This is a genomic window from Mesorhizobium sp. M7A.F.Ca.CA.004.04.2.1, from assembly GCF_004022825.1.
Taxonomy (GTDB): Bacteria; Pseudomonadota; Alphaproteobacteria; order Rhizobiales; family Rhizobiaceae; genus Mesorhizobium.
In genome coordinates, this window is record NZ_RZPH01000758.1 from 1 (window position 1) to 3,022 (window position 3,022).

Here is a 3,022-nt window from a genome sequence, read left to right on the forward strand (position 1 = left end):
TTGGAAGCGGCGGGTAAAGGTGCGCCGGGTCAGGCCGGCGGCCTCGGCGACGCTATCCAGGCTATGCGTCTCTCCGAGCGCCGCGCGAACCGCGTCGAGGGCTTGGGTGAACCGGTCGGCGTCTGCGCTTCTTTCCACCGGATGCTCGATGAATTGCGCCTGGCCGCCCTGCCGATGCGGAGAAAGGACGATCTGGCGGGCGAGCCGCAGTGCCGCTTCCGCGCCGTAGCGGGCGCGCACGATGTGGAGACAGCAGTCCAGACCGGCGGCGACGCCGGCCGAGGTCACGATGTCACCATTGTCGACATAGAGCACCGAGGCATCGACGGCGACGTCGGGGTGGAGTTTCTGCAACTGTTCGGAATAGGCCCAGTGCGTCGCGGCACGACGGCCCGAAAGCAGCCCGGCCGCGGCAATGGCGAAGGTTCCAAGGCACAGGCCGACGATCAAGGCGCCGCGTTGGTGCGCCCGGCGCAACGCCTCCATCAGCGGCGGCGATGCCGGTTCGCCGAGATGATGCCAGCTTGGAATGATGACGATATCGGCGCCGTCGAGCCCTTCGAGCCCATGCGGCGCGGCAATTGTCAGTCCGGCCTCGGTGTGGATCGGGCCGGGCTTGACCGCGCAGATGCGGAAGTCGAAGCGCGGCAGGCCAAGCGCCGTCCTGTCCTCTGCGAAGACCAGGCACGGTACGGAAAGGTGGAACGGGCTGATGCCGTCGAAGGCGAGTACGGCAATGATCGGGTCGGTCATGGGTGCTTCCGGCAGTTGAATGCGGATTGTCCCAATTCTTTCGAATGATGTCAATCGGGCCACTTTCGACTGTCGCGGAGTCCGCCTATTTTCGGTCCATCACATTCAAGCCGGAAAGGAAAACACCATGTCTGACCCAGCCAACACCACGCCACGCCGGGCGCTGATCGTCGTCGATGTGCAGAACGATTATGATGGCGGCAGTCTTGCCATCCAGCATCCGCCGTTCCGCGACAGCGTCGTCCATGTGGCGCGGGCGATGGATGCAGCGACTGCTGCCGGCATCAAGGTGGTGGTCGTCAAGCAGATGGCGCCCGAGACATCGCCGATCTTCGCCGGGGGAAGCCATGGCGGCGAACTGCATCCCGAAATCGCCAGGCGTGGGCGCGACCATTATGTCGAAAAGAACCTGCCCTCCGCCTTCACCGGCACCGACCTCGAGGACTGGCTGCGCGCCAACGCCATCGATACGATCACGGTGGTCGGCTACATGACGCACAATTGCGACCTGTCGACCATCATCCACGCCGTGCATATGGGCTTTGCCGTCGAGTTCCTGTCGGATGCGACCGGATCGGTGCCTTACGCCAACAGCGCCGGCTACGCCTCGGCCGAGGAGATCCACCGCGTGGTCACGATCATCCTGCAGTCGCGCTTTGCCGCCGTGCTCAAGACCGCCGAATGGGTCGAGTGCCTGAAGACCGGCGCGCTGCCGGAACGCGACACCATCTTCGGCTCCAACCAGCGGGCGCTGTCACGCAGCGCCGCGTAGGGACTATCTGAAAACAGAAAGGGCGCCGCATCGCTGCGGCGCCCTTTCTGTTCGAATAGAAGGATTCTAGAACAGGCCTTCGATCTGGCCCATCTCGTTGAGGAAGATCTTTTCCGAGGACGGCGCCCTCGGTAGGCCGGGCATGGTCATGACCTCGCCGCAGATGATGACGACGAAGCCCGCACCTGCCGAAAGCCTGACCTCGCGCACCGGCACCGTGTGGCCGGTCGGCGCGCCGCGCAGGTTCGGGTCGGTCGAGAACGAGTACTGCGTCTTGGCCATGCACACCGGCAGGTGGCCGTATCCGGCGTCTTCCCAGGCCTTGAGCTGGTCGCGCACCGACTTGTCGGCGATCGCTTCCGAGCCGCGATAGATACGCTGGACGATGGTGTTGATCTTCTCGAACAGCGGCATCGCATCGGGATAGAGCGGCGCGAACTGCGAAGCACCGGATTCGGCCAGTGCCACCACCTTGTTGGCGAGATCCTCGATGCCGGCCGAGCCGTGCGCCCAGTGCTTGCACAGCATCGCCTCTTCGCCCATCGAGGCGACATAGTCCTTCATCGCCTGGATTTCGGCGTCGGTGTCGGAGTAGAAGTGGTTGATCGCAACCACCGCCGGCACGCCGAACTGGCGGATATTCTCGATGTGGCGGCCGAGGTTGGCGCAGCCCTTCTTCACCGCCTCGACGTTCTCCTTGCCGAGGTCTTCCTTCTTGACGCCGCCATTCATCTTCATGGCGCGCACGGTGGCGACAATGACGGCCGCCGCCGGTTTGAGGCCTGCCTTGCGGCACTTGATGTCGAAGAACTTTTCAGCACCCAGGTCGGCGCCGAAGCCGGCTTCGGTGACGACGTAGTCGGCGAGCTTGAGCGCCGTCGTGGTGGCGACGACCGAGTTGCAGCCATGCGCGATGTTGGCGAACGGGCCGCCATGCACGAAGGCCGGGTTGTTCTCCAGCGTCTGCACCAGGTTAGGCTGCATGGCGTCCTTGAGCAACACGGCCATGGCGCCGTCGGCCTTGAGGTCGCGGGCATAGACGGCCGACTTGTCGCGGCGATAGGCGACGATGATGTCGCCGAGGCGCTTTTCCAGGTCCTTCAGATCGGTCGACAGGCACAGGATAGCCATCACTTCCGAAGCAACGGTGATGTCGAAGCCGCCCTCGCGCGGGAAACCGTTGGCGACGCCGCCGAGCGAGCAGATGATCTCGCGCAGCGCCCGGTCGTTCATGTCCATGACGCGGCGCCAGACGACGCGGCGGGTGTCGATGCCGAGCTCATTGCCCCAGTAGATGTGGTTGTCGATCAGCGCCGAAAGCAGATTGTGCGCCGTGGTGATGGCGTGGAAGTCGCCGGTGAAGTGGAGGTTCATGTCTTCCATCGGCACGACCTGCGCATAGCCGCCGCCGGCGGCACCGCCCTTGACGCCGAAATTCGGGCCGAGCGAGGCCTCGCGGATGCAGACGATCGCCTTCTTGCCGATGCGGTTCAGGCC

Annotated in this window: 3 protein-coding genes; 1 reads left to right on the forward strand and 2 read right to left on the reverse strand. The window is 64.5% G+C overall.

What is annotated here, in order from left to right:
* Nucleotides 1-753 (reverse strand): DJ-1/PfpI family protein (locus EN893_RS26465; RefSeq protein WP_128361896.1); only part of this gene is annotated, 753 nt, incomplete at its 3' end.
* Nucleotides 754-880: 127 nt separating this feature from the next.
* Here EN893_RS26465 and EN893_RS26470 point away from each other — a divergent pair.
* On the forward strand, nucleotides 881-1,525 hold the full coding sequence (locus tag EN893_RS26470; protein WP_127266543.1) for a cysteine hydrolase family protein: 645 nt from the start codon (nucleotides 881-883) through the stop codon (nucleotides 1,523-1,525).
* Nucleotides 1,526-1,591: 66 nt separating this feature from the next.
* Here the strand turns inward: EN893_RS26470 and EN893_RS26475 are convergent.
* On the reverse strand, nucleotides 1,592-3,022 hold a 1,431-nt coding region (locus tag EN893_RS26475; protein ID WP_128361897.1), incomplete at its 5' end, for a formate--tetrahydrofolate ligase.